Genomic DNA, 25,958 nt, shown 5'->3' on the forward strand with positions numbered 1-25,958 from the left:
GGGACGATTCACTATTGGGAAAGGGTGAACGACATCAGCAGCGATGCGACCGTCGCGTCGTGCGCAAGGGACAAATGGAGCCCCAGGCTGTCCTCCGCCGGGGGTGGAACGACACGTTTCGCCATGTCGTCGAAGAGCGCCTGTGCTTCGTCACGCAAGCCGAAGCGTACGGCGAAATCGCCCAGGGCAAAGAGCCTCAAGGCAAGCGCAGAACTGTAGGAGGCGGCGTCGCTCTCGGTCGCGAGCCTGGCCCGCGCGCTCTCGATCCACGTGCGCACAATGGCTCGACCAACCTCGACGCTCGCACCGGGGTGCCCCGATGCATGAAACGCGAGCAGCCTCTCGTAGGCCGGCTGGAGCTCTTCCCACACGTAGCCGTGCTCCGCGTGCCCCGTGGAAGGGTTCCGCCTCTGCGCTTGCTCCGAGAGCCACGCACGCAGCTCGGCGTGATGTTCGACCCATTCGATGTTTTCGGACATCACCGACGCGGCGCGCGTCTGGACCTGCCTCTTGTCGGTGTCGGGCCCGATCATGCTGTGCGTGTTGTCGCCGGTCGGATCCCATTCGGCGATGTCGGCCGGCCTCGCGCGCAACCACCGAAGCACGAGGCCCACGCGCTTGCTCTCCGGCGCGGCGCGAATCCCGGTCGCGGCGCGCATGCGACAGAATGCTTCGGAGCTGAACGCTACCTTGCTGCCTTGCGAAAGCGGCGCGACCATCCTGTCGAAGAGGCGGTCCGCGTCGCCGGGGAGCACCCATATCGCCTGCTCCCGCAGCACGTGGCAACGACCATACGAGAATTTCAGCTCCAGAAGCTCCCCGTCGAGGTCGCGCATCCGCGCGGCAACGGCAGAGGCGGGGGGACGCGCCGGCGCAGGATCTCGGAGCCATTCCTCGTCTGGTCGGAAGACCTTGCGCGCGGGCGAAGGCAGCAGCGTCCTTACGCTGGTGCTGGTGTGCGGTGTCTCGAGGTCGAAAAGCGCGAGCCGCGCGGTGACCGCCAGATCACGCGCAGCACCGGGAATGCCCCGCGTGAGCGGAAATTCTCCCCGCGCCGCGATGACGCCTTCGAGGAGCTTGCGCGCCTCGTCGGTCAGGCCGAGCTTGGTGCTGAAGACTCCCAGCGGCAACATGCGCTGGAGCACGATTTCGAGCGAGAGGGGGTCGGGCGGGCCCTGGAGCCGCCGCTGCATATCGGGAAGCCATGAGCGAAACAGGCCCTTGGCCTGGTCGTCGATGGCGTGCCACGGGGTCCGGTAGATGGCCGTGCCGAGATAGCTCATCACCTTGTCGTGCAGGATCCACGCCGTGCGATCGTCCGCGGACGTCTGAAGCCGCCGGAAAAGCGCTTCCGCTTCGTGCAGGGGAATGCCGTCGCTCACGAGCATCGAGAGCGCCGCATATCGCACATACGATTTCGGCGGCGATGGGCCGGACTCGCCGGGGGAAAACTGGTACGCGGACAGGCGCGCCTCGTCGAGCTCGGCGAGCCTTCGCAGATAGACGGTTTTTGCGTCCATCACGTCCCGCGTGCTCTGCAGGTCCCCCACGGCGCGGATGCACCCTATGAGCCAACGCGAAAACACGACCGGCGTCTCGTCGAACGTCGCCGCGGAAGCCGCGTCGACGAGATCCAAGCGGCATCGAGGTTCGTCGTGCAGGTTGCTGACGTCGGGAAACAGCCAGGGGAGTTTTTCGAGGATGTGCGCGCCGACGAGCGGCGTCGCGGCCTCGGATCGTTCGAGCTCCCGGCGCACGAGGCGGAACATCTCGTCGGGCGTGGCGAAACCGACCTGGGGACAGGCGCCCGAGAGGCAAGGAGGCGGACGGCAGCACCCGAGCAGCGCCGTGCACGTCGCGAGGACAGCGAGGATCGAGGGGAACGCTTGCGCCACGCGCAATCCTAGCATCCTGATGCGTGGCGGAATACTTGCCCATCGAGGGAGAACCGTGCTCGGGTCGCGACGACCCCATGGCCACGCTCCATCCACAACGCCGACGCGCCTGGCGCACGCTCCTCGTCCTCGGCGCGGGCCTGCGCGCAAGCTGCGGCGCCGCGGACACGGGCCTCGGCGTAGCCGACGCGGCGCCGAAGCTCCCCGAAGCGCAGGCCGTCGCGTCGATCACCGAATTCAACGACGACCGTGGTTTGCCGGCGCTGCGCTTCCGCCTGCTCAAGCCCTCGGCGCCGTTTGATCGTCTCACGGTGCGCAGGAGCCGCGGCCCCATCGTTCCGAGCTCATGTGACGCGGGCGAACTCTTTGCCACGTTCCCGCAGGCGAAGCTCCGCGGCACCCGCCTCACGCTGCCCACGACCGCGAAAAAACCGCTGTCGGACGGCGATTCGTACCGCGTTTGTGCTTATCGGAAAGAACGCTTGGTCGCGACCAGCACGCTCGCCGGTGAGCGCCACGTGCCTTGGCTCTCTGCGCACGCCTTACCAGGGGCCATCGAGGTCGGCGTGCGGGTCACGCCGCTCGACGACGACGCCGTCTCGTTTGCGCTCGTGCTCGCCGAAAAAGGAGAGCCGCTCGGCGGACTCGTGCGCATGAATTGCCGCGACGGACGGGTCGTGCGCGAAGCCGGACGCGCCGTATTTGCAGCCGCGGGCGGCGACGATTTGACCCTCCCCATCCGGCTTGCTCTGCCGGAAATCCGCCGTGACCGGCGTTATGCGGTGCTCGGCTGCGTGCGCGACCGTGAAGGACGCCTGCACGCCGTGGACGACGCCTGGGGCTCGTCCGTCTCGCTCCTCGACGGCTCCGAGGAGCGCAATATCGTGGCGACGCCGTCCGGCGGCGTTCAGGCCGATCGGCTCGTCGTGGGGCATCACGTGCTTGCGTATGACGTCGCCAAGAAGAAACAGGTCACGACACGCGTACGCGCCGTACGTGAGAAGTCGTTCCCTTCGGTGTGGTTGCGCCTCGACGACGGACGGCGTATCCAGGTCCCTCAGGCGCGCGGTTTTTTCTTGCCAGACGCCGGGACGTTCCGAGCCGCGTCGAAGTTGCAAAAGGGTGACGTGCTCCTCACCTCGTCCGGGGCCCGCCCTCGCCTCGCCGCCGCCCCCAGCGACGCTGAACGGTTTCATGCGGCGTGGCTCGATGTGGGCGCGCCGGACGATTGTTTCATCGACGATCTCCTCGTCCGCGACGAACGGCCGAGCCAAGCGCGCCCCGGTGAACCCGACAAACTCTCCCCTCCGCCGGCTGGCCCCATCGAGCTTGTGCCGGCGCCCTCCAGCTACGATTGCAGCCTCGATGTGACGCTCCGCGTCCGCGAGCTCCCACCGGAGGCCCGCGCCGTCGCCATCGTGGCCGCCCCGCAGGAAAAAGCGCCGGGCGCGCGCACCGCGCTCGCCTGCGACGCGGGCACCGTGGTTCGTACGCTCGATCGGCGGCTGCTCGACGCGCTCCTCGGCGAGCGCGCGCTCCGAACGGCGGACGGCGCGGAGCTCGATGTGCAGCTCTCCGGGGTTCCCATCGATTGTGATGGCGGGTATCTGCTCATGCCCTGCTTGCGTGATGCCAAGGGCACGATGCGTCCGTCGACCCATGCCGTGCACGGGATCGCCGGCGCGTCCTGCTTCGCCGCGGGCACGCCCGTCACGACGCCGCGGGGCGAGGTGCCCATCGAGCGCCTGCGGCCCGGCGACGCCGTGATCGGTTATGATGTCGAAAGCTCCGCACGCCGCGTTTTGCAGGTCCGCCGCCTCGCCGAGCGCGAGGAACGGCCGGTGGCGACGTTCCGGCTCTCGAATGGGGAGGAGTTACGCGTGACGGCCGAGCATCCCATCTTCGTGGTGGGTCGCGGATACGTTCGTGCGCGGGCCCTCGAAATCGGCGATGTTTTGCTCGGTGTGGATAGCGCGCCGGTGACGCTCGACGCGCGTACCGATTTCGACCATCGCACGACGGTGTACGACCTCTCCGTCGATGGCCTCCACAATTACTTCGCCGGCGGCGTCTTGGTGCACAACTACTGATCGGGCCAAGGAAAACGGCACTGCGGACGAACCCCTCCAGCGGCTTGCCATCACGCGCCTATGCCTTCCTCGCGAGCTTGCGCCGCGTGCGCCATGCTCCCACGATGACACCCAGCCCGAAGCCCGCGACGAACACGACCGCTGCGATGCCGCCGAGGATACGAAGCGGGCTGCGCGCAGAGCGCTCGCCCGACGGCCCCGGTGGCTTTTCCGCGGCGGCCACGACCAGGTATCCGCGAGAACGGCCCGACACGAGGTCCGTCGTACGAATCGCCTTGTAAAGCGACTCGGTCGGCACCCAGGTGGGCGGATACTTGTATCGCGCGACGTCCATCACGAGCACACGGTCCTTCGCGGCGTTGTAGGCGCCGAGCGGAGAATGGTGGCCCGTGTACTCCTGACCGACCTCCGACCGTAGATAATTCACGACGATGAAGTTCGTCGGATCGGCGAGGTTCTCGGCGAGGCGCTTGCGAAAATCCTCCAGCGTCGTGTCCTCGCCGTGAACGACGTCGACGCGTACAGGATGGCAGCGGAGCAGATCCGCGAGCTGCGCCAGCGTGTTCCCGCCTCGCGCGACGGACTCGGGCGTGTAGACGGCGCGCGTGCACGAGTTGAAGAAATCGCCGTGCGTGAAGGTCTGGATGCCCAGTTTGTCGTCCAGCGGCGCGGGCACCTGAAGGGCGTTGAGAATCGTGACGGCGCTCGCAATGCCACACGCAGCAGGTGTCTCCTGCGTCGTGTGGTGTCCGGCAATGTGAAAGTAATCGGCGCGCGCGGCCGATTCGACGAGGAGCGCCTCGCCCTCGCGCGTGTCGAGCGCGACGAGGTCGGCCGGGAGCGCGCTTTGCTGCGCGCGTGCAGGCGCCGCGAGGAGCCAGGTCATCGTGGCAAGCGCCACCGCTGTTCGTCGAAGAACTTTCATTCGTCCCGTGTCGACCATCGGAGAACCTCCGCTCTTCATCACGCGGCGAGAAAGCCGCCGTCGACCGGCAGAGGCGCGCCGGTCACGTACCCCGCGCTGTCGGAGCACAACCAGAGCACGGCGCCTGCAATCTCCTCCGCGGTGGCCATCCGCGACATCGGATGCTGCGCGACGAGGTTTTGGACGATCTCGGGGGCAAACGTCTCGAACTGGCGCATGCTGGGCGTCGCGGTGACGCCCGCACAAATCGCATTGACGCGGATTCCCCGGGTCGCATACTCCAGCGCCACCGACCGCGTCATTCCGATGACCGCGTGCTTGGAGGCGACGTACGCGTGCTGCGCAGGCCTCCCGGCCATCCCGAAAATCGAGCTGATGTTGACGATGGAACCTCCTCCCGACGCAATCATCGCCGGGATCTCATGGCGCATGGCGAGCCATACCCCCCGGGCATTGACGGCCATGACGTCGTCCCACACGCCCTGATCGGTGGCGTCGAGCGGAGCCATGTCCCCGCCGCCGGCGCAGTTCACCGCAAAATCGAGCCGGCCCAAATGCTTCACGGTCTCTTCCACGGCACGCGACACCGCGGCCTCGTCCCGCACGTCGGTCGGGACGAAAAGAGCGCGCCCGCCCTCGGCTCGCAGCGCCGTGCAGGCCTCACGTCCCGCGTTTTCCCCGCGGGCGGCGATGGCGACACACGCGCCCGCCCGCGTGAATCCGCGCGCCGAAGCGAGCCCGATGCCCGAGCTGCCGCCGATGACGAGCGCGACGCGCCCCGAGAAATCGAATCGGATCATTCACGTTTCCTTTCGGCGCTCGGGCTTCCCCGAGCCCAAGCCTTTTCGAATAAAGTCGACGGCCTGATGGGCCAGCGCTCGACGGCGCTTGGGCCCGAGCCGCTTGCGGAGGGAATCCGATGCCAGCACTTCGTGGAGCTCGGCCCCGAGCTCCTGGAGCACCACGTCGGTCAATCCAGGGCCGATGATCGTGGCTACGAGGCGCGTCGCCACATCCAAATCGGGCGCATGGAGCGCGCCGCGCTCGGCGCCGACTTCGAGCACGGCCCGGAGCTCCTGAAGGCCTGCTTCGCAGATGGCCTTGTGCAGGCCGCGGACCTCCGGATTCGCCGTCGGATCGGCCGCAGCCGCAGAGAGCCGGGCGAGGCGCGGGTGCTCGACGAGGAACGCCATGCCACGCTCGACGAAGTCATCGAAACGCGTCCAGAAATCGCCTTCCGGGCTCGGCATTCCGACGAACGCGCGCTTTAGGCGCGGCGCCTCCTCGGTGAGGAGCCATCGGTAAAGGTCAAGCTTGTCTTCGAAGTATTGATAGACGCTGCCTTTGGGGATGTTCGCGCGGCGCGCGATCTGCGACAGCGATGCCTCGGCGTACGTCCGATCGGCGAACTCGGCGATGGCCTCGTGCACGAGACGCGCGCGCCTCTCCTCGGGGAGCCGGAAAAATGTGCTCTTCGGCATGCGACCGATCAGTCATATGACCGATCGGTCGTACTGTCAAGGATGCCGTGGACGCCCGGCCGGCACGCGTCCGAGGCGCCCGCGACGTCGTGGGGCAACTTCGCGGGAATAGACGCAGGCGCGGCCGGATTCTGGCGTGATGGCCGAACCTCTTTCTGCTCACCCTTCCACCCCTCCCCCTGCGCCTTCGTCCTCGCCGTCGCCACTGTCGCGCCCGCGTCGCCGCCGTCACGTCCTCAAAGAGTTTCTGCCGATGGGCGTCGCCGCTGCCGTCATGCTCATGGCGCGGACCTCGCTCGCCGACCATTACGTCGTGCCGAGCGGCTCGATGGAGCCGACGGTCCAGGTCGGCGACCGTATCCTCGTCGACAAACGCGCGTTCGGAATTCGTTTGCCCGTGATCGACACGTATATCCTGCCGCTCGCTGAGCCGAAGCCAGGGGACGTGGTCGTCCTGGCGTCGCCCGAAAACGACAGCACGTTATTGAAGCGGGTCGTTGCGGGGCCTGGAGACATGATCGCCGTGAAGGGCGGCCGCGTCACGCTCAATGGGCTGAAAGCACCCGTCACGCACGAGCGCGGCGGCGCCTGGGAGGCGCTCGGCGAGACGCGCCACCCCCTGCGCCTCGGCGGTCCGGATTTCGGCCCCGTGCGCGTCCCCGACGGCCATTACCTCGTTATGGGCGACAATCGCGGAAACAGCCACGACGGCCGGCTCTTCGGCTTCGTCGCGCGCGACGCGATCCGCGGGCGCGCCGTACGCGTGTTCCTCCGCAACGGCGATTTCACCTGGAAAACGCTCTAGCCCGTCCGTCGCCTCGAATCATCCACGGGGCATACCGCAATCCCACCTAGATCCTGCACGTCGCATACCTCCTCGGCCCCGGACGTCCGAGCGTCGGAAATGGGGAGCCGGACGGCGAACGTCGCGCCCATTCCTTCACCGGCGCTCGTCACGCCCACGGTGCCGCCATGGAGCTCGACCAGGTTCTTCACGATGGCAAGGCCGAGGCCGAGGCCGCCGTGCTCGCGCGTCGTCGAGCTGTCGGCCTGGCGAAACCGCTCGAAGACGTACGGCATGAACTCGGGTTTGATGCCTTGCCCCGTATCGGTGACGGTGATCTCGGCATCACCATCCACGCGGTCGAGCGTGACCTGCACCTTCCCGCCGCTCGGGGTGAATTTGACGGCATTGGTCACGAGGTTCGAGACGACCTGTTGCAGCCGGTTCGGATCCCCCCGCACCCTCCCCGAAAAAGGTCTCGACTGGGATTCGAGCTGGATCTGCTTTGCCGCAGCCGAAGGAGCGACAGACGAGAGGACGAGCGCGACCACATCGTGCAGGTCCACCGCTCGCATGTCCAGGTGCGCCTTCCCGGAGTTGATCCGGCCCATGTCGAGCAGGTCCTCGATGAGCTGTGTCAGGGCGCGGGCATTGCGATCGATGGCCATGAACCCCCTGTGGAGGTCCTGGTCCTTGCCGTTTGCCCAGCGGCGTAACACCTGCGACCAACCGAGAATGGCAGTGAGCGGGGTGCGGAGTTCGTGGCTCACCGTCGAAAGGAATTCATCTTTGAGGCGGCTCGCGCGCTCGGCGTCCGCGCGGGCGGCCCGCTCGCTCTTCAGCAATCGCTCGCGCTCGTTCTCGGCTCGCTTGCGTGCCGTGATATCCATTCCGGAAGGGATCAGATGGGTGACGTGCCCCTCATCGTCGCGCAGCGGCGCGAGCTGAAAGTCGACGCAGATGAGTGAATCACCCGCCATACGCGCCGTCACGTCGAACCGAACGACCTCGCCGCGCCTGGCGCGGGCCATGGCGTCGTGGAGCCGCGCCTGCGCTTCGGGCAAACCGCTCCACCAATAACAATCCCAAAATCTCTTTCCGAGGACATCGGCGGCAGAGATGTTCGCCGCTTCGAGCGGCGCGCGATTGCACTGGAGAAGCGTTCCGTCGAGGGCCATTACGCCCACGAATGCGAACAGGTTATCGAGGACACGGCGGACGTGCGCTTCGCTCTCGTGCAAAGCCGCCTCGGCGAGCTTCCGCTCCGTGATGTCCCGGACGACCCCGAGCATCACGAGCTCGTCCCCCTTGTATTCGATGGCCCCGCTCGATTCCAGCCACACGACGGTACCGTCGGCGTGGATGACGCGATATTCATCCTTGTAGGAATGGGGACCACTCCCTCCGGACCGAGCCTGCTCGATGGCCTCGTTGACCGTCTTTCGGGCCAGCTCGCGGTCGTCTGGATGGACGCTCTCGATCCACCGCTCGTAATCGACCATGCAGCCCCCTCGATGGCCATAAAGCTCGCAGGCCTCCGTGGTCCAAAAGGTCCTCCCCGTCGTGAGGTTCCACGTCCAGACGCCGGTCCGCCCCGCTCGGCTGGCGAGGCGCAGCCGTTCCTCGTTCTCGCGGAGCACCTCGCCCCTTCGCCATTCGTCCACGACGACGGCCAGGACGAGCGTGGTCATTGCGGCCACGGCGACGAATTGCTGGAGAAGCACGAGCTGGAAATGATCTGCGAGGGTGGCAAATGCCCCATACCCTGCCGTCGTGCCCCAGACGGCGGCTGCGGCCACCGGGAGCATGGCCGTCGTCGCGCCCCGCACGCCCCCCGCCAACGCCCCCCACATGAGCGCCGGGAAAATCGCCCATGCGAGGGGGAGGCGGGGCACGTGAGGCCCGAAGATCAACCATGCGACGCTCCCGGCCGTCACTGTGCTCAACAAGAGTTGTAGCCACCACCGAAGGCTCCGGCCAATCGGCTCGCTGCGCGTCCAGCTCAACACGAGGGGCGCGACGACCAGTACGCCCGCCACATTGCCCGCCCACCAGTTGAGCCACAACACGGGAGCCCACGCGAATGCATGCGCAACCACGCTGGCGAGCGCGACACTCCCGATGGTGGCGCCGACGGCCGAGCTGACGAGGCCGGCGCCGATCAAGGCCAGCACGTCGCGCAGGCGCGTCAGCGCGAGCCGGATACGAACGCGCTCCAGGATCCAGGCTCCGACCACGGCAGCGAGCGCGTTTCCCATCGCAATGGTGGCCTGGGCCCAGAACGGAAGGGCACGCCCGTCCACGAGAAATTCCACCAGCCTGCCGGCGAACACGGCCGGCCATAAGCGCCGACCGCCGAGCAAAAGGCCGGCGAGGGCGACCCCCGCAGCGGGGAACACCGGCGAGCCCGCGCCGCGAACCGTCGCCCACCGCAGCCCCCAGTCCGCGAGGAGGAAGTAACTCGTGAACAACGCGGCGGCAGAACCAAGGGTGCGGGACCAGTCCGCCTTACCGCTTTTTCCCATGCGCCTACCCCACCGCTTCGTAATGCGCAGCGCCTGGAGTTGCCTCTGCCGTTCGTGGTGGTGTGGGAAGAATTTCGCCGGTCGAGCCGTGCAGCCCGTTCGTTTCGCGGGAAGCCGAGCGACGTCAGCGCTCGAGGAGCCACGCCATGGCTTTGGCTATGATCTCGTCGATGTTGTCCGAATCGTGATGCCCCGCGCCGGGTACCCCACGGCCAAGGTCCGACCGATCACCGTGCGCGGACGTGACCATTGGCGCGGTGGATGCCGGTCCGTGGCAGTACGCCCATTTTCTCGGCGACTTCCACGTTGATGGCGTGAATCGCCGCCTGATCGTCCGCGGCCACGCCACGCTCGTGCATGGTCCGGGCGATCATGTTGATCGCCACGCGCACGCTGCAGGCGTGCCCGATGCTCCCGCCAAAGACCTCGGGCTTCATGAAACGAAGGTGCGCGCCAACACGCCGCTCGGCGTGCAGCTTGTAAACGAACGCGTCCTGCATGTGATTGAGCAGCTCGACGATGTCCCGCTCATGCACGTTGCCGTACCCGTCGCCGCCCTCGATCAGAGGGCAGAGCGCGATCTCGCCCGTCGCCTTGATACGCAACGTGGGGGCGGGGCGGAAAAAGTTCTTGCAGCGGAGTTCATCATTGGTGAACGCCGCGAGATCGCCGCGTGAGCGCCGGAGCTTCACGCCCCCGCCAACGTCGATGAAATTGCTCACGTAATTGGAGTCGTCCAGCACGAGCCGCTGCGCAGCCGTGAGATCGTCCGGCTCGGGACCATAGATGCGCCGCGAGAGGCCGGCCATCCACGGTCGCGTCTCCGCGCGGGAGGAGCCCATGCCGACCACGAGAGACACGCGTGGTTCGAGGCCGGCGTCGCGCACCTTGTCGAGCCCTTCGATCACGCGATCGTAGAGGCCCGGCACCCCGCGGCAAGCGTCGTGCACCGCGGCAGGGCCGTCGAGGCTGACAATGACGTGGGTGAGGCCGCGCGCCCGGAGATCACCCAGATATTCGCGATCGTCGGCATAACGTTTTCCCGCCGCGCGAAAGTTCGTTTCGCCGAAGAACCACCCGCTCGTGATGACGGACGCGTGCGTGCCACCCTGCGCACGGATGTACGCGACGAGATCCAGCCATCCCTTACCGTACAGCGTGACCTCGCCGCCGATGAAATCGAAGCGGCCCAGGCCGAGCGGCACGACGGCGTCGACGACCCGCCGGAGCCGCGTCGGATCGGCCTCGGCGTGCGCTTCCAGGTTCCAATTGCGGCAATGATTGCAATCGAGGTTGCAGACCGTCGTGTACTCGAAGACCACGCGCCGGAGGTGCTCCAGCGGGTTGCGATCGTAACGCAGGCGGGCGGCGTCACGATCCATGCCCTCGGGGGCCGGCTCGATCATCCCGCGCGCGACGAGCGCCGAGAGTTCGGGGCTTTCGTCCTCGTCGAGGACGCCGCGAGAGAAGATCCGACCGAGCCGCCCCACGTCGTCCGCTTCGAGGGCCTGGTCGAGCGCGCCCGAGCGCGCGAGGTGCACGAGGTAGCGGTGCCCGTAGTTGCTGAGAATGAAGCGCATCGACGCCTCCCACGCGGAGCATCGGAGTCTACTCGGTTTCAGCCTCGGGCGCGACGAGATCCAGCGAGTTCCCGCTCATCCAGCCACGAGCCGCAAGAGAGGCAACTCCGGCCTGCAGGTGAACCGCACGGGCAGAACACTCGTGCCGATGCCGCGGCTCACGTAAATGGGCCCCTTGGCCGTCGTATACATCCCCGATCGAAAGCGCCCCGATCCGGGCGGGAGCCATAGCGGCGCGCCGAAGGCCCGCACCTGTCCGCCATGCGTGTGTCCCGAGAGGCCGAGGTCGAAGCGCGGCGCGTCGCTGGGCAGCTCATCGAAAATGCCAGGCGCGTGCGTGAGAAACAGCCGCGCGGGTCCGGGGGGCGGGGCGCGCAACGCGGCGGAGAGATCGTCGTGCCCGCTGCAAAAATCGTCCGTGGCCACGACGGCAATGCCGCTCGTGAGCCGCGTGGATTCGTTTCCGAGGAGCCTCGCGCCGACACGCACGAATGCCCGACGAAGGTCGTCCATCGGGACCTCGCCCCAGTGCTCCCAGTTCCCGACCGTCGCGACCACCTCGCGTCCCGTCGCGGCGAGCGCGCGGCAGAACTCCGAGAGCACGGCGAGCGCATTCGGATCCTCGACCGAGTCGCCGGTCAAGACGACGAGGTTTGGCTGGAACGACTTCATCGCCGCCAAAACGGCGTCGTGCACATGTCCGAGCGAACGCAGATGCAAATCTGAGAGGTGGGCGATGCGGAAGCCCTCGAGGCCCCGCGGGAGGCCTGGGACGGGGATGTCGTGCTCGACGATCTCCACCCAGGCAGGCTCGATCACGAGGGCATCGAGCGCGGCGATCCCGACCGCACAACAACCCGCGACGCGCAGAAGGTCTCGTCGCGTCAGGCGCTTCTGCATCCGAGATCCTAGCAGTCTCAACGGCCCCGCGCCCGTACCGCAGGAAAACGCCGCCGACGGGGTTGCGCGCCGGGGTCTGTCCCGGTACCGTTCGCTGCCATGAACCACAAGGCCCAAGGACGCTTCGATATCGCCCGCACCGCCGAACCGCCCTACGATACCCGCGAAGGTGCCACGCTCGGGCGCAGCCGCTTTGAGAAACGATTCGAGGGCGGGCTCGTGGCCACGAGCATCGTGGAGATGATCAGCGCGGTGTCTGGCGTGAAGGGCTCGGCCGGATACGTGGCGATCGAGCGCGTGGAAGGCGCCCTCGAAGGGCGCGCTGGGAGCTTCGTGCTGCAACACAGCGGCACGATGGACCGCGGGGCCGCCTCGCTTTCGGTGACCGTGGTGCCCGATACCGCCACGGGCGCCCTCACGGGGCTGCGCGGCCGAATGCAAATCGACATTGTGGGCGGCGAACACCGATACACGTTCGATTACGATCTGCCTGCCGAACCCACGGCTCTGTGACGCGTAGACGAGCCGTTTGAGTTCGTGGACTCCGTCGAATGCCGACCGCAGGCCGAGCTGAATGCTGGACCTATCTAGCAATGGGTCTTGGCGCAGGCGCGATCGCTGCACACATAACACCTCGCGCCCCCGTCGAGCCAAGTGACCTTGCAGTAGCCCGTGGTCCCGAAGGGTACGTGGCACTGGATCGACATCTCGCTCGGGCCGGGCGCGGAGCTCTGCAGGTCCTCCAGCGCGTAAAGCATGCTCGCGCCATACGCAGGATCGCAACCGACGAGCCCCCCGGCCGCGTGGATGCCGCAAGCCGCCAGCGTCGCGTCGTCTGTGATCTTGTCGCCCAGTTTGTACGCGACGAACGGTTTCGGTCCGTCGGCGGTGGCGACGTACTTGATGCCGTCGCTGGTCGTTGCGATGCGGATGTAACCCGCTGCATCGCCATAATGACGTCCCACGGCAGCGAGACGATCCGAACGCGAACTCGTCACCCGGGCGAGGGCAGTGCTCGCCGCGAGAAGGACGAAGAGTCCGAGCGCGCCTAGCTTCTTCAGGGGCGTTCTGCGTGTGGGAGTTTTCAATGCACGGCCCCGTCTCGCACAGGACGTGCCAGGCGAGGACAACGGGCGGCGATGGGCACTTGTCATTCCGGTCTACGAGCCCCCGATGTCCGGCGCGCAGAAGCGCTGTCACGAAGGCGAAACACTGGGTGTCACGGCGGCGTGACAGTGTCGCGGCGCCGTGTCTCGCGGGGCGGGGCTGCGGCGCATGTTCCATGCGATGGAGCATGCGCCCAATCGCCTTTCGGCCTGGCATGGGTCTTGTTATGATGGGTCGTATCCACGCGACGGATGAAGACGTCGCCTGAACTTCAACTCAAGGACTTGACTGCCATGACGCCCCACCGCTCGTTCCTCCTTGCCGCTGTCATCGGTTCCGGTCTCCTCACGGCGGGGTGTCTCGCAGGGACCGAGGATGGGGTCCGTCCCATCGACGACGTCGGGCTCGAATCGCTCGAGCTCGGCGATCACGGAACCAACAGCCTCGGCACCGACGACTTCCACGAGCACGCGGATATGCTATGGGAAGCGGCGGACCTCAGCATCAACGCGCCGGAGAATACGGCCGTGGCCGCGCTGCTGGCCGACACGGGTAGCCGCACGCTCGCGTATGCAATCCGCTGCGCATTGCCGCAGGGAACCAAGGGGCCCGGCGGTCACGCCGGATGGGGCCACCTGAAGACCACGGCGTCGTGGGCGACGCGCGGCCTCACCCTCTCCGAAAAGCTGGACCTCTTCACGTGCATGATCGTGAACATCAACCCCAAGGAGACGCCGGTGGAGATTCGGCTCACGGGGGATTCCATCACCTCCAACGGCATGTCGTACTTTAATTCCATTAACTTCAACATCGAAGAGGCCCTTTGGGTGGCTCGCCTGTCGGACACGGGAGAACGCGAGTACATCGTCTGGCCCTTGGACGAGATCGTCCTGCCATGCCCGAACACGTACATGTCGCTGCTGACGCGAACGTGCACATCGGGGGACAACCCGGGCGACGCGATCCCCGGCTGCAATGTGGAAATGCGATCGACCCCGGATACGGATTGCACGCAGAACCCCGTCACGAAAAACTGGAGCTGCCTCGGCCGTCCGGCCATCAAGACCTGGCTCAGCACGCTCAAAGTCATCGCCGCGGGCCCCAAAGACTGCAACGTTCCTTGATGAAGCAATCTCAGGGGCCGCGCGCCGGTGCCTCCCGCGCAAGGCGCCGCGCGGCCTCGATGGCCTGCCGGTCCATCCTCTCGACGAGCGAATTCTCCCGGATGGCCGCCGAGAATGCCTCCAGAGACATCTTCGCGGCCTCCCGCGCGTCGCTCTCCCCCTTGGCCATCGATGCCCGCAGGAGCAAGAGCCTGCCCTTGCACGCGAGGGCGCCTGGCATGCGGGGATGAATGGACAACGCCTGCGCGATGAACCCGAGCCCTTGTGTGATCTCGGACTCCGCGCCTCCGCCTCGCCCGCTCCGGAACTGGCCTCTGAGCTCGTGGATCTCGCCAAGCGCGACGTAAAGCCAAGGATCGGCGCGCCTCACGTCGAGGATCGGCAAAACCGAGGCGAGCGCCGCGTCGAAGGAAGCCTCGGTAGTTTTGTCTCGTTGCATCGCCCAGCGTAGGGCGATCGTCTCCACCGTGGCGCTCCACACCCGATACTTGAGATCATTCGGCTTCGCCTTCATGGCTTTTTCGAAGGCATCCCTCGCTTCGAGGATGCAGGGCGACGGGTCCTCCCCGCGCTCGATATGAAGCCGTGCGCGAATCGTGGCCGCTCTCCCGCGGAGCTTGTGCGTCAGGTTCGACGTCGGCGCGAGGCGCGCGTGCTCCGCCGTGCCTGCGTCGGCACGGAGAAGCGCAGGCGTCGGGTCGCCGCCGGAATCGAGCAGGTACGTCGCTTCCATCAGCGCCAACATTGCGCGAAAACGGTGCGGCACGGGCGAGCGCGGTGATTGCTGCTGAAACGCCTGGATCAGCGCCTCCGCTTCGTTCACGACGTCGCGCGGAGATTGCCCCATCGCGACCGTCTGCTCCGCCAGCAGCAATCGATGGTCGATCGCCGTGAGCTTCGCATAGGAAAAACTCGGGTCGATCTCGAGGGCCTTGTTGCAACGCCGAAGTCCCTCCTCGATGGAGCGGCGCGCGTCGATGCCATGCATGCATTCGTGCTGGGCACGGGAATAATACGCGGAGCAGCTTTCGTTCAGCGCCCACACGAAGACGGGGTCCCGCAAAAGCGCCTCGTCGTACGCCGCAATGGCGTGGTCGACGGCGGGCACCACATCGAGGCCGCGCTCGCTCGCGTGAAGGACCCGCGTCCGCCAAACCGCGGCCACGACGTACCACGCCATCGGCTCCTCGGCGCCCCTCTGCGCCGCCTTCTCCGCGTGCTCGAGGGCCTTCGCGATCGCGACCTCCGGCTGCTCGTCGGGCGCGTCCCCGACGGCGACGTGCCACGCGAAATGCGAATGCAGTTGCGCCAATCGCAGGTGCCCGAGCGCGATCGCGGGGCTCGCGACGATCGCTCTCCCACACGCCTCCTTCGCCGCCTCGAAGCTCGGCCGGAGGGCCTTCTGCGCAGCGCGCGCGCCGTTCATCTCCTGCGTGAAGAGCTCGCACATCGCGACGTGCACCGCCGGATCGCTGCTCCCGATGTCGGCGGCCGCGCGATACGCCTCCCCCGCCTGGCCGAACCAATGCGACATCTTTTCGTGATCGAACGCCGCGTCGTGGCCGTACTTCCTCCCCATCGCGAAGAGCACGTCCCCTTCGAGCTTCCGCGCCTCGTACAGCCAAGGCGCCTTCTCGAACGCCTCCCGCGCCTTCACGAGCGCCTCCTCGTGCCGCCCCTCGTGAAACGCGATCAGCCCCTCCACGTACGCAGGCGCCTCGATCGCCTCCCCGAGCGCAGCTCTGAGGTGCACGAGCGCCGGCTCCTTGTATTCGGCCTCGATCACCGCGATACGTTGTCTCTTCCGCTCCCCCTCCATCCGCTTCGTGTCCGCGAGCTCTTTCGTGTAGATCTCGCTGAGCGCCATCCCCATCGAAGAATCGAGCCCCACCGACCGAAAGCCCGCGGCCTCCGCGCGCGTCAGGTGCGCGAGCGCCTCCGCGTATTCCTGCAGCGCGAGGTACCCACACCCGAGCGCGTAATGCCCCGGCCCCACGCCGATCTTCCCCAGGGCGTCCATCGAAGACGCGATCTCCTTCAGCCGCTCGCGCACGATCCTCCGCTCGCGATCCATGTCATGAAGCGGCATGCCGTAGGCGTTTCGGAGGAAAAACTCCATCTCCTTCACGCTCTCGCCGAGTTCGCGCGAGAGCGTCATCTGCATGGAAGCCTGCTGTCGCTCGCGTATCCAGGCCCCGATGAGGACCGCCGCGACGACCAGCGCGACGCTCGCGAGCGCCACCCTGCCTTTGTGCCGCCGCGCGCGTTTCCACAGGACGTATCCGACCGATTGCCGCCGCGCCTCCACCGGATCCCCATCGAGGAACCGCTGCAGATCGTCGCCCAGCGCCTTCGCCGATTCGTATCGCGCCGAAGGCTCCTTTTCGAGGCATTTCATTACGATCGCCTCGAGGTCCCGGGGCACGTCGCGAAAGACCTTACGGACCGGCGCGGGCTCGTCGTGCACGATCCCCTGGAGCAACGACGTGAGGCTGTCAGCGACGATCGGCGGCCGGCCTGCGAGGACGTCGTAGAGCGTCGCGCCGAGGCCATACACGTCCGTGCGACGATCGAGGGAGCGCACCTTCCCCGCCGCCTGCTCGGGCGCCATGAACGACGGCGTTCCCATGAGCGCGCCCGTCACCGTCGCCCCGGTATCGCCCATTTCCCGCGCGAGGCCAAAATCCATGATGTAGGGCTTCCACGCCCCGTCCTCGCCGTGCTCCACCAGAATGTTCGCGGGTTTGACGTCGCGATGCACGAGCCCGAGCCGATGCGCCTCGTGCAAAGCCGATGCGACCTGTCGGACGACGCGCACCTTCTCTTCGAGCGTCATCGCCGACCTCGCCTTGTCGAGCGGCTCGCCATGCAGGAGCTGCATGACGATGAACCGGACATGATCGGCCGTCCCGGCCTCGTACACCTCACACACGTTTTCGTGGTCGATGCGCGCTTGCGAGCGGGCCTCGCGGAGCAGGCTGCCGCCGAGCTCGAAATCGGCGCCGAAGAGGAGCTTGATGGCGACCTCGCGGCCGAGACGAAAATCCCGCGCCTTGTACACGGCGCCCATTCCACCACGCCCGAGGAATTCGAACGCCTCGAAACGCGCATACAGCGCCGGCGGGATCTCCGGCGTGTCGGCGCACGCGTCCGGCGGCGCATGCTCCGCGCGCACGATCTGCGCAGGCGCGTCCAGCGTATGCGTGACGTCGGACGCCGCGCTCGGAGATGCGTGCTCCACGACGGGCGGCGCGCGAGGCGGCTCGGCCTGCTCGACCGTCACGTCCTGCGTTTGTCCGGGCTCGTCCCGTCGCAGCCGTCCGTATTTCATCGCGTCGATCAGGTCCGCCGCGCCGCCGTGCTCTCGGAGATGCCGTCCTTCGCGCGTATCCCGTGCCGGTCGAGCAACCGGTGAAGGAGCTGCCGCGAGACACCCATGGCCTCGGCCGCGCGCGAGATGTTGCCGTCGTACTTGCGAAGCTTTGCCGTCGCGTACTTGCGTTCGAGCTCTGCCAGCACGGCCTCACGCGCCTCGGGCAGGGAAAGTTCGAGCAATTTGCCGAGCTTCAAATCCTCCGGATCCACCTTCGCCGCCTCGTCGGCGCGAAGCGGCGCGGCGGTGGGCTCGGACGCGTAGCCCTCCGCCGGGCCCAGGATCTCGTGCAAGAGCTCGGGGAACAGCACGAGCCGCGCGATCACGTTCCGGAGCTCGCGCACGTTGCCAGGCCATTCGTATCCCATCAACATCGGAAGCGTCTCGGGCGGCAAGTCCGAGGCTCTCAGCGGTGGATTGCGGCTCGAAAGGAAACGCTCGACGAGCAGCGGAATGTCCTCTCGCCGCTCGCGCAGAGGCGGCACCTGGAGTTCGAGCACCGAGAGGCGGAAATACAGATCCTGCCGGAACTTGCCCGCCGCCACCATGGCCTTGAGGTTCCGATGCGTGGCCGCGACGATGCGCACGTCGATGGCCCGCTCCTGGGTCGAGCCTAGCCTCCGCACGGTCCGCGCCTCGAGCACGCGGAGCAATTTCTGCTGAGCTTCGAGCGGAACTTCGCCGATCTCGTCGATGAAGATCGTCCCCTGATGCGCGGCCTCGAAGAAGCCCGCCCGGTTCACCGCGCCTGTGGCCGCGCCCGCGACGGTCCCGAAGAGCTCGGCCTCGATGGTGGAGGACGGGATGGCCCCACAATCGACGATCACGTACGGGCCATGGGCGCGCCGGCTCTCTTGGTGAAGGGAGCGGGCGAGCACCTCCTTGCCCGTGCCGGATTCCCCGAGCAAGAGAATGGTCTCTTCGGATTTCGCCACGCGCTCCAGCCGCGCGAAGAGCGCCCGCATCGCGAGGCCTTCGCCGACCGCGTCGCCGAACGATCCGCGCGTGGAGAGGGGAAGGACGGCGGCCCCGCCGGACGGCTGCACGACGAGCATCGAATCCCCCACGGTGGCGGGCACGCCCGGCGGGAGGAGGGCCTCGACGATACGCACGTCACGAATGAAAGTACCATTCCGGCTCTGGATGTCCTTTAACAGGACGCCCTGCTCGGTGAGGCGGATCTCGCAATGCACCCGGGACACCTTGGGATCCGTGACCACGAGATCACATTCGGGGCTCTTGCCGAGCACGAGGGGCGCGAGCCCGAGGGGCGCCGTGAAGGTTTGCCGATCGGGGAGCGTGACGGTGGCCCGAAGGTTCGGCAGCCGCAGGGATCGTCCCTCGTCGAGGCTCGTCAAGGTGAAGGAAGCATCTCGTTCGCTAGGCACGGCGGCATCCTAGCCCTCATCACCGCGGAATTTCAACCTCCGCCGCCGTCGGAGGCGTGCCCCCGATAGCGTATCGACGAGATGGCACCGCAAGAGTCCGAGGTCGGGAATTTGTGGCCGGCGACCCGCGGTCATTCCCTCCGCGGGGTCACTTCTCCCATATCGACCACGGCGCCCGCCGAAGTGCCCGCGGGGAGCTTCGGCGCGTCGTAGCCTTGGCCGCCGGGGAGGCCCGGCTCGCGATGGAGGTGCGCCGCGGGGTAGCCGTGAAAGTCCCGGGTCGTCAGGCGGATCTGGCAATCCGCCGCAGGGAGCTCCAGGATCGCGTGGGTGCCATTCACTTCGAGATCCGACTCGACGATCTCTTTCGTGGTCGGGCAAATGCCGACGAGGCAATCGCGCAGCCCCTTGCCCGTGCGGGCGCTGGGATCCGAGCCCCAGCCGTCGGGATTCGTGTACCGAACGGTGATCTTCGTCGAATCGGACGGGGGCCACCCGGCGGCGTCCCGCGTGCCGGTCTTGGAGAACGCCTGCCCGCGCGTCCAGCGAAACTCTTTACCGAGGTCGGCATACGTCAGATCCTGCTGCTGGAGGAGCTCGCCGAGCGGACGCGGCGCCGGGGCATCCTGCGGAGGCTCAGTGCCCGTCGGCTTGCACGACAGGACCATCAGGCAGACTGCGATCGAGGCTCGATTCATTGCAAGTTCCCCATCATTTCGGCCCGACGAACGAGGCACGCTCGAAGGCGTCCATGTCGTCGTAATAACGGCGGACATTGTCGGCGTACACGGGGCGCGTGTACACATCGATCTGTGGATTGCGGATCGCGTCGATCACCACGTCGGCGACCTCGTCGACGCTCTGCGCGCCCGGCATGGATCGCGAATCGAGCCCGCCGTGCAGGGCATTGAGGCCGAACTCCGTCGCGACGATCCCCGGCGAGACGGTGGTGACGACGACCCCCGGGAACGTGTGCCTGAGCTCGGCGCGCAGGCCGGCGGTGAGGGCGTTCAGCGCGTGCTTGGAGGCTGAGTACGCGGCCCGGAGGGCGAAAAAGGGGATACGGCCGAGCATCGAGGAGACGTTGAGGATCTGCCCCGCGTTGCGCTCCTTGAAATGCGGCAGGATCGCCTGCATGCCGTAGAGCGCGCTTTTCACGTTGTCGCGCATCATCATGTCGAGATCGTCGTCCGTGATTTCGGAGGGGGCGCGGGTAATGCCGCGGCCGGCGTTGTTGATCCACACGTCGACCCGGCGGAACCGATCGACGGCCTGCCGCGCGAGAGATTCAACGTCGGAACGCACGGTCACGTCCGTGATCACCGCGAGCGCGTCGGGCCCGCACGCAGCGGCGACCTCGGAGAGCTCCTTCTGCCTGCGCGCAGCGAGCACGACGCGCGCGCCCTCGGCCGCCGCCTTGCGCGCGATCGCAGCGCCGATCCCCGCGCTCGCCCCCGTGATGACGATGATCTTGTCCTTCATGCGCACGAGCATGCACGAAGGACGCGCACAGGGGAAGCGCCCCGTCATCGCTTCGAATAGGCCGCGTCGAACTGCTGCCGGAGCGACGCTTTGCGCGCCGGCGGCACCATGAAAACGTTCAGCGATTTTCCGTTCAGATGCGGCACCACCCAGGCAGGGAGCTTCTGGTGCCGTTCGAACTCCGTGGGCAAACTCTTCGAGCTGACCACGAAATCGTTGCTATAGCTGTTGCCCCCGAGGCCGCCGACATACGGCGCCGAGGCCCCAAAGCGGTAGAGCGCGAGCCCCGCGCCGCGCGGGCCATGCAGGAGCACCCCGGAGGCGGCGGCAGCGGGGCCACGGGCGCGACCGAAGCGCTCGGCGCCGCCGAAGAGGCCGAAGCGCGCGACGCCTCCGCCTCTCCACCTCCCCGCTGGCAACCCGACACGACAAACGCGACGAGCAGACCCACACGACACGCGGCGCGCGCAGCTTCCATCGTCGAGGACGGTAGCACCCGCGGACGACGACCGAAATCGCCCGGGGGTTTTTGGTCCCGATGGATGAGGTCGCTGGTCTGCTCGGGTGGATGCTCCTGACGGACGCGCGACGCGCGGCGCAGCTCCGCGAGGCCGGGGTGGAGCGGACATCCACGAGCCCGATCTGGAGGTGCCAGCCTCCATGCTTGGCGGTTGTCCCCCTCAACGGCGCCGCCATGAGCGACGTGCGCCCCGGAGGCGCTCGCCATGTACATCGATGATTCGCGCGTGAATCGCGGAAACCACGCGGCCTGGTCCCTTTGGCACGACCGGTGCAATTGCCATGGTCACGAACGACGGGGGACGAAGCCCCCAAAGAAAAACACTCGAGCCCTCTCGGAGCTGACCATGAACCTCGCGCACAATCTCTCGCGCTTCGCCCTCTCGTTTGCCCTCCTCGCCCCGTTCATGACGGGCTGCATTGCCGATAGCAGCGATCTCGACGCCGCGGACCTCTCCGAGGATTCGGTCGCCGAGACCGAGCAGGCCCTCGGCCCGCAGCCGCCGCCTCCGCCGCCCCCGCCGCCCCCGGCGACGTGCCAGGAGATCCGGAACCGGAACCCCAATGCCGGCGACGGTGCTTACCTCCTGCACATCGACCACGACGTGGCCAAGGGCTGGACGGCGTACTGCCACAACATGGCTTCCTCGCCGGCCGAGTACCTCACGTTGCCCAACACCAGCGCGTCGGCGAATTTCTCGCAATACACCGTGGGCGGCGCGGTCTCGGGGTCGAACGTGCGGACGAGCTACACGAAGATCCGCATCGACCCGGATTCGCTGCTCGTCGATATCGGGGACCAGACGTTCTCCTCGTCGAGCGGCCAGCTCACGCACGGCGGCGGGCCCGTCACCTCGATGCCGTTCGGTGTGGGCATGTCGTGCGACGCGTCGCCCTCGGGTGTTGGCAACATCGACCTCACCGGCACGCCGTTCGCGGTGGCGGAGGATGCGTTCCAGGTCGGCGGCGCAGGCTCCTCGGGCTCGGCGGTCTACAGCGTCGACAACCGCGTCGTGAATCTGAGCGGCGGCGGCTTCTGCGGCTGGATCTGCTCGAACCCGGCGACGTTCAACCCCTTCAATGACGCGGGTGACTTCCAGCTCGCCCTCGAGTTCGTCCCGCCCTCCTGAACCCGGATCGCGTCATCCCTCCGCATTGCGAAGGAGCGCCGCCATCCACGCCTCTTCTTCCGCGGCCAACCGCAACGACTTCTCCCGCGCGGCGGCGCGCACTTGCTCGGCCGGGGGGTCTTCGTCCGGATTGTGGTAGGCGCCCAAGAGCCCGATCGAGGTGAGCCATTCGAGCTCGTCGAAGCCGGCGCCGACCTTGCGCAAAAAATCTGCAATCACGAGCGTCAAGAGCTTGAAGTGGCCCTTGTAGGGCAGGCCGAGCGGCCGCACCGGCGCCTCTTCGCTGATCCAGACCGACGCGGTCACCACGAGCGCCTGCGCGGCGACGACCGGCTCGTCCGCGAGGATCTCGACGGCGTCGGCGATCATCGTGAGCGCGTTCGGATCGCGGAGCGCCATCATCCCTTTGCCTTCGAAGTGTCGCGCCTCGATCTCGACCGGCACGACGGTGGCGCGGAGCGCGGCCTGCCCGTCGCGGTTTTCCCATACGGGAGAGATCTGGATCCCGGGCGCGCGCGTTTCGGTCCGAAGATTCACCGTGTGGAGCAGGATCGCTCGCGCGTCGTGCATCAAGTCGTCGACGTCCGGGAGCGCGTAGCCCTCCGGAAGCTGGAGGAAGGCGCGGGCGGAGGCTGCATCGAATTCCATGCCCCCTTCTACCATCGATCGGCCTGGCTCCGCGAGAGCGGCGTGCCGTGCGTGACCGCGAGGACCTCGCCTGCGCCGTTTGGTGATCCCGACGGCCGACGTTTGCGATACCCTCGCCCTCGATGCAGGACGAACTCCCCGAAACGCCACCGACGAAGCCACGCCGCAGTCCGTTTCGGCGCCTCGTCCTGCTCGCGATCTTCGCGCTCACGCTCCCCTTCGATTGGGGAGAGCGCTCTTCGTGCCAGGGAGGCCCGAGGACGTTCACCGGGATCGAGATCCTCACCGAGCGTCCGGAAAACGGCATCAGCATCGCCGTCCTCGTCCTGACGCCGGTCGTGCTCGGCTTGCTACAGCCTCGCATCCGCAATGCCATCGCGGGCCTGCTCACGGAGTTCGCCTCGATGCTGTTTGCCTCGCTCGGGACGATGTTTTGCTTCGTGAACGCCATCTTCGCGGGCGGCATCGCTCCGTCGAGCGGTCGCTTCTACCCGGCGCCGTGGGTCGCCACGTTGGCCTCGCTCCTCACCGTCATCGACGCATGCCAGGGCACGGTCGAGCGCATCCGCGACATCGTCGCGGAACGAAAACGACGAAGCGCGATGGCCATGAACGACGAGCCTGCAAAGCCTTCTCCCGAACCTTGAGGGCAGCCTTTCCAGGCGACGCTCTTGCTCTTCGCAAGGTCCACGACGGCGAGGCTTGAAGTGGCCTTCCTCTGCGCCCGGAAATACGCTTTACTGCCGCCCATGCGAACCCTGGCTCCCCTCCTCGGCGCGATCCTGCTCGCCGCATGTGGCGCGCCGCCGACGCCACCCCCCACGCCGCCGCCCGCCGCGACGGTCGCGACCGCCACGACGGCCACGACGGAGGCCCCGCCGATGAGCAAGCCCGAGCCCAAGGTCGAGGATCCCTACCTCTGGCTCGAAGAGGTCCTCGGGGACAAGCCGCTCGTGTGGGTGGCCGAGCGAAACGCCACGTCGAAGGCAGAGCTCGAAGCCGCGCCCGGGTTCGGCGCGCTGCGCGATCGGCTGCGCCGCATCTACGATTCCAAGGAAAAAATTCCCACGCCTCAGGTGCGCGGCAAGTACGTCTACAACTTCTGGCGCGACGACACGAATCCTCGCGGCCTCTACCGGCGCGCCACGCTCGCCGAGTACAAGAAGCCGGCCCCGAAATGGGAGGTTGTCCTCGACCTCGATGCCCTCGCCAAGGCCGAAAAAGAGAACTGGGTCTGGCACGGCGCGGAGTGCCTGTACCCGAAGTACGAGCGTTGCCTGCTGCACCTCTCGCGCGGCGGAGCGGACGCGTCCGTCCTCCGCGAGTTCGACACCGTCAAGAAGCAGATGGTCGAGGGCGGATTCACGCTGCCGGAGGCGAAAAGCTCGGTCCACTGGAAGGACATCGACACGGTGTACGTCGGGACCGACTTCGGCCCCGGTTCGCTCACGGATTCAGGATATCCGCGGATCGTGAAGGAGTGGAAACGCGGCACGAAGCTCGAAAGCGCGAAGACGTTGTTCGAGGGGCAAACGACCGACATGGTCGTGGGCGGCGAGCGCCAGTTCGACCACGGCAAGGAGTTCGACTGGATCTACCGCAAGCCGTCGTTCTTCACGGAGGAGCTCCTCCTTCGCAACGGGGACAAATACGAGAAGATCGACAAGCCCGAGGACGCGGAGGCGAGCGTCTGGGATGGCCAGCTCCTCCTGCGGCTGCGCAGCGCGTGGACCCTCGCGGGCAAGACGTGGCCGGCGGGCGCCCTGCTCAGCGCGCCGCTCGCGGACTACCGCGCCGGAAAACGTGAAATGACCATGCTCTTCGAGCCGAAGCCGAACACGTCGCTCGAGAGCTACATGGGCCTGAAGACGGCGTTCATGACGGTCGAGCTCGAAGACGTGAAGAGCTCGGTGTTCGTTCACACGCGTACGAAAAACGGGTTCGTCCGGACGAAGATCGACACGTCGCCCATGAGCTCGGTCTGGGCCTGGGCGTATGACGAGCACACGTCGGACGACTACTGGCTCATGGAGAGCAATTTCACGGCGCCGGAGACCCTGGCCCTCGGGAGCGCGACGAAAAAAACGCGCGCCGAAGCCGTGAAGAAGAATCCGGCTTTCTTCGAGGCGGCCGGGCTCGACGTCGTCCAGCGGTTCGCGACGTCGAAGGACGGGACGAAGGTGCCCTATTTCCAGATCGCCAGGAAAAACCTCCCGCTCGACGGCAGCGCGCCCACGCTCCTCGAAGGGTATGGCGGGTTCGAGGCATCCATGACCCCGTCGTACCACGCGGCGACCGGCGCCGGGTGGCTCGAACGCGGCGGGGTCTACGTCGTGGCCAACATCCGCGGCGGCGGTGAATATGGCCCGGCCTGGCACAAGGCCGCCCTCAAGGAGAACCGGCAGCGAGCGTATGATGATTTCATCGCGATCGCCGAGGACCTCGTCGCGCGCAAGGTCACCACGACGTCGAAGCTCGGCATCATGGGCGGCTCCAATGGCGGCCTGCTCATGGGGGTCATGATGACCCAGCGGCCGGATCTCTTCGGCGCCATCGTGTGCCGCGTCCCCCTGCTCGACATGATGCGCTACCACAAGCTCCTCGCGGGCGCATCGTGGATGGAGGAGTACGGCGACCCCGACAACCCCGAGGAGCGCGCGGCGCTCGCCAAGTTCTCGCCTTACCAGAACCTAAAGAGCGGCACGCGGTACCCGCGTACGCTCTTCACCACGTCGACGCGGGATGATCGGGTGCATCCGGGCCACGCGCGCAAGATGGTCGCGCGGCTCCTCGAGCTTGGGCAGGATTTGCTCTATTACGAGAACACCGAGGGCGGCCACGGCGGCGCCGCGAACAACGAACAACGCGCCTACATGGACGCGCTCGCATTCACGTTCCTCGGCAAGCAGCTCGGCCTGCCGACCAAGTAACCCCCTCCCCTCGAATCCCCCCCTCGCCGAGCGCTGCCTGGGCACGCGTGTTGCTCTTACGACCCCGAAATGGGCCC

Annotated in this window: 21 protein-coding genes; 7 read left to right on the forward strand and 14 right to left on the reverse strand. The window is 67.0% G+C overall.

What is annotated here, in order from left to right; all coding sequences use genetic code 11:
• Positions 1 to 11 precede the first annotated feature (11 nt).
• Positions 12 to 1,895 (reverse strand): hypothetical protein, encoded by a 1,884-nt coding sequence (locus tag E8A74_RS06830; RefSeq protein ID WP_136928112.1) that lies wholly within the window; start codon positions 1,893 to 1,895, stop codon positions 12 to 14.
• 77 nt (positions 1,896 to 1,972) lie between these two features.
• Here E8A74_RS06830 and E8A74_RS06835 point away from each other — a divergent pair, with 77 nt between their 5' ends.
• The gene (locus E8A74_RS06835; RefSeq protein WP_136928113.1) at positions 1,973 to 3,985 is read left to right on the forward strand and encodes a Hint domain-containing protein; all 2,013 of its coding nucleotides are present in this window, start codon (positions 1,973 to 1,975) and stop codon (positions 3,983 to 3,985) included.
• A gap of 58 nt (positions 3,986 to 4,043) precedes the next feature.
• Here the strand turns inward: E8A74_RS06835 and E8A74_RS06840 are convergent, their stop codons facing one another.
• From E8A74_RS06840 to E8A74_RS06850, 3 genes are all read right to left on the reverse strand, one after another.
• The gene (locus tag E8A74_RS06840) at positions 4,044 to 4,871 is read right to left on the reverse strand and encodes a phytochelatin synthase family protein (protein ID WP_170228914.1); all 828 of its coding nucleotides are present in this window, start codon (positions 4,869 to 4,871) and stop codon (positions 4,044 to 4,046) included.
• Between the two features lie 77 nt (positions 4,872 to 4,948).
• On the reverse strand, positions 4,949 to 5,710 hold the full coding sequence (locus tag E8A74_RS06845; protein ID WP_136928115.1) for an SDR family NAD(P)-dependent oxidoreductase: 762 nt from the start codon (positions 5,708 to 5,710) through the stop codon (positions 4,949 to 4,951).
• Positions 5,711 to 6,391 carry a TetR/AcrR family transcriptional regulator gene (locus E8A74_RS06850; protein ID WP_136928116.1) on the reverse strand — a complete coding sequence of 227 codons (681 nt, stop codon included), beginning with the start codon at positions 6,389 to 6,391 and terminating at the stop codon, positions 5,711 to 5,713.
• Between the two features lie 253 nt (positions 6,392 to 6,644).
• Between E8A74_RS06850 and lepB the strand changes: the two genes are divergently transcribed.
• Positions 6,645 to 7,196, forward strand: coding sequence for a signal peptidase I (gene lepB / locus E8A74_RS06855; RefSeq protein ID WP_170228915.1), 552 nt, complete (start codon positions 6,645 to 6,647; stop codon positions 7,194 to 7,196).
• On the opposite strand, the gene E8A74_RS06860 is transcribed toward lepB, so the two are convergent.
• The 3 genes from E8A74_RS06860 to E8A74_RS06870 form a co-directional block, all read right to left on the reverse strand.
• Positions 7,193 to 9,700: an ATP-binding protein gene (locus E8A74_RS06860; RefSeq protein ID WP_136928118.1), complete on the reverse strand. Its 2,508-nt coding sequence runs from the start codon at positions 9,698 to 9,700 to the stop codon at positions 7,193 to 7,195. The genes lepB and E8A74_RS06860 overlap by 4 nt on opposite strands.
• A gap of 227 nt (positions 9,701 to 9,927) precedes the next feature.
• The gene (locus tag E8A74_RS06865) at positions 9,928 to 11,280 is read right to left on the reverse strand and encodes a radical SAM protein (protein ID WP_136928119.1); all 1,353 of its coding nucleotides are present in this window, start codon (positions 11,278 to 11,280) and stop codon (positions 9,928 to 9,930) included.
• A gap of 75 nt (positions 11,281 to 11,355) precedes the next feature.
• Positions 11,356 to 12,180, reverse strand: a complete 825-nt coding sequence (locus E8A74_RS06870) for a metallophosphoesterase (RefSeq protein WP_136928120.1) — start codon at positions 12,178 to 12,180, stop codon at positions 11,356 to 11,358.
• A 99-nt stretch (positions 12,181 to 12,279) separates the two neighbouring features.
• On the opposite strand from E8A74_RS06870, the gene E8A74_RS06875 reads away from it, so the two are divergent.
• Positions 12,280 to 12,693, forward strand: coding sequence for a DUF3224 domain-containing protein (locus E8A74_RS06875; protein WP_136928121.1), 414 nt, complete (start codon positions 12,280 to 12,282; stop codon positions 12,691 to 12,693).
• Positions 12,694 to 12,767: 74 nt separating this feature from the next.
• Here E8A74_RS06875 and E8A74_RS06880 read toward each other — a convergent pair whose 3' ends face one another.
• Positions 12,768 to 13,145: a hypothetical protein gene (locus tag E8A74_RS06880; RefSeq protein WP_136928122.1), complete on the reverse strand. Its 378-nt coding sequence runs from the start codon at positions 13,143 to 13,145 to the stop codon at positions 12,768 to 12,770.
• Between the two features lie 435 nt (positions 13,146 to 13,580).
• On the opposite strand from E8A74_RS06880, the gene E8A74_RS06885 reads away from it, so the two are divergent.
• Positions 13,581 to 14,411, forward strand: a complete 831-nt coding sequence (locus E8A74_RS06885) for a hypothetical protein (RefSeq protein ID WP_136928123.1) — start codon at positions 13,581 to 13,583, stop codon at positions 14,409 to 14,411.
• Positions 14,412 to 14,421: 10 nt separating this feature from the next.
• Here E8A74_RS06885 and E8A74_RS06890 read toward each other — a convergent pair whose 3' ends face one another.
• The 5 genes from E8A74_RS06890 to E8A74_RS06910 all read right to left on the reverse strand — a co-directional run bounded on the left by E8A74_RS06890 (position 14,422) and on the right by E8A74_RS06910 (position 21,073).
• On the reverse strand, positions 14,422 to 17,742 hold the full coding sequence (locus E8A74_RS06890; RefSeq protein ID WP_136928124.1) for a serine/threonine-protein kinase: 3,321 nt from the start codon (positions 17,740 to 17,742) through the stop codon (positions 14,422 to 14,424).
• A gap of 8 nt (positions 17,743 to 17,750) precedes the next feature.
• A complete protein-coding gene (locus tag E8A74_RS06895; protein ID WP_136928125.1) occupies positions 17,751 to 19,172 on the reverse strand; it encodes a sigma 54-interacting transcriptional regulator in 1,422 nt (473 codons plus the stop codon).
• Positions 19,173 to 19,303: 131 nt separating this feature from the next.
• Positions 19,304 to 19,870 carry a hypothetical protein gene (locus E8A74_RS06900; protein WP_136928126.1) on the reverse strand — a complete coding sequence of 189 codons (567 nt, stop codon included), beginning with the start codon at positions 19,868 to 19,870 and terminating at the stop codon, positions 19,304 to 19,306.
• A 13-nt stretch (positions 19,871 to 19,883) separates the two neighbouring features.
• A complete protein-coding gene (locus tag E8A74_RS06905) occupies positions 19,884 to 20,654 on the reverse strand; it encodes an SDR family NAD(P)-dependent oxidoreductase (RefSeq protein WP_136928127.1) in 771 nt (256 codons plus the stop codon).
• 44 nt (positions 20,655 to 20,698) lie between these two features.
• Positions 20,699 to 21,073: a hypothetical protein gene (locus E8A74_RS06910; protein WP_136928128.1), complete on the reverse strand. Its 375-nt coding sequence runs from the start codon at positions 21,071 to 21,073 to the stop codon at positions 20,699 to 20,701.
• 447 nt (positions 21,074 to 21,520) lie between these two features.
• Between E8A74_RS06910 and E8A74_RS06915 the strand changes: the two genes are divergently transcribed.
• A complete protein-coding gene (locus E8A74_RS06915) occupies positions 21,521 to 22,303 on the forward strand; it encodes a GON domain-containing protein (protein ID WP_170228916.1) in 783 nt (260 codons plus the stop codon).
• A 12-nt stretch (positions 22,304 to 22,315) separates the two neighbouring features.
• Here the strand turns inward: E8A74_RS06915 and E8A74_RS06920 are convergent, their stop codons facing one another.
• Entirely contained in the window at positions 22,316 to 22,951 is a 636-nt protein-coding gene (locus tag E8A74_RS06920; RefSeq protein ID WP_136928130.1) for a hypothetical protein, read from the reverse strand.
• Positions 22,952 to 23,073: 122 nt separating this feature from the next.
• Here E8A74_RS06920 and E8A74_RS06925 point away from each other — a divergent pair, with 122 nt between their 5' ends.
• Together E8A74_RS06925 and E8A74_RS06930 are read left to right on the forward strand one after the other, a co-directional pair.
• A complete protein-coding gene (locus E8A74_RS06925; RefSeq protein ID WP_136928131.1) occupies positions 23,074 to 23,598 on the forward strand; it encodes a hypothetical protein in 525 nt (174 codons plus the stop codon).
• Positions 23,599 to 23,832: 234 nt separating this feature from the next.
• Positions 23,833 to 25,881 carry a prolyl oligopeptidase family serine peptidase gene (locus E8A74_RS06930; RefSeq protein ID WP_136928247.1) on the forward strand — a complete coding sequence of 683 codons (2,049 nt, stop codon included), beginning with the start codon at positions 23,833 to 23,835 and terminating at the stop codon, positions 25,879 to 25,881.
• Positions 25,882 to 25,958: the final 77 nt, after the last annotated feature.

Source organism: Polyangium fumosum, assembly GCF_005144585.1.
GTDB lineage: Bacteria > Myxococcota_A > Polyangia > Polyangiales > Polyangiaceae > Polyangium > Polyangium fumosum.